Source organism: Pseudomonas sp. P5_B2, assembly GCF_056400445.1.
Genome location: NZ_JBFULH010000966.1, coordinates 1 through 1238, shown reverse-complemented (window position 1 = coordinate 1238; position 1238 = coordinate 1). Strand labels below are relative to the sequence as shown.

Here is a 1238-nt window from a genome sequence, read left to right as displayed (position 1 = left end):
ACTCAGGTGTTGGTCTTGGTGACCAGCCCATCCGCCCTGAACATCCCGCGAATCCCGCGCACGGCCTGACGAATCCGGTCCTGGTTTTCGATCAGCGCGAAGCGCACATGATCATCCCCATACTCACCAAAGCCCACGCCCGGCGAGACGCAAACCTTCGCTTCGGCCAGCAGTTTCTTGGCGAATTCCAGCGAACCCAGGTGCGCATAAGTCTCGGGAATCTTGGCCCAGACGTACATCGACGCCTTCGGATTTTCGACCATCCAGCCCAGTTCATGCAGGCCTTTGACCAGCACGTTGCGCCGCTGCCGATACTGCTCGGCGATGTCTTTGACGCACTGCTGATCGCCCTCCAGCGCCGCAATGGCCGCGACTTGCAACGGGGTGAACGTGCCGTAGTCGTGGTAACTCTTGATCCGCGCCAGGGCGTTGACCAGTTCCGGGTTGCCGACCATGAAGCCGATCCGCCAGCCCGCCATGTTGTAGCTCTTGGACAGGGTGAAAAACTCCACCGCAATGTCCTTGGCGCCCGGCACCTGCATGATCGATGGGGCTTTCCAGCCGTCGTAGACGATGTCGGCGTAAGCCAGGTCGTGCACCACCAGTACGTCGTACTGCTTGGCGAGGGCGATCACGCGCTCGAAGAAATCCAGCTCCACGCACTGCGCGGTGGGGTTGGACGGGAAGCCGAGAATCATCATTTTCGGTTTCGGGATCGAGCCACGAATTGCTCGTTCCAGTTCGGCGAAGAAATCCACCCCCGGAATCAGCGGCACCGAGCGCACCTGGGCGCCGGCAATCACGGCACCGTAGATGTGAATCGGATAACTCGGGTTCGGTACCAGAACCGTGTCGCCTTGATCCAAAGTGGCCAGCATCAAGTGCGCCAGGCCTTCCTTGGAACCGATGGTGACAATGGCTTCGGTTTCCGGGTCGATGTCGACCTCGTAGCGATCCTTGTACCAATTGGAAATCGCCCGGCGCAGACGCGGAATGCCTTTGGAGGTCGAGTAGCCGTGGGTGTCTTCGCGCTGGGCGACGGTCACCAGTTTTTCTACAATGTGCGGCGGCGTCGGGCCGTCAGGGTTGCCCATGCTCAAGTCGATGATGTCTTCGCCACGACGACGGGCGGCCATCTTCAGCTCGGCAGTGATGTTGAAAACGTAAGGGGGGAGTCGATCTATGCGCGCAAAGCGGCGCGGCGAACCTTGTTCGGCCATTGTTGCCTCGAATAACGT

The 1238-nt window shown here is 60.1% G+C and carries 1 protein-coding gene; it reads right to left on the bottom strand.

Translation table 11 applies throughout. The features are described from left to right. Positions 1–2 precede the first annotated feature (2 nt). Entirely contained in the window at positions 3–1220 is a 1218-nt protein-coding gene (alaC, locus tag AC1DRJ_RS28370; protein ID WP_477790452.1) for an alanine transaminase, read from the bottom strand. Positions 1221–1238 lie beyond the last annotated feature (18 nt).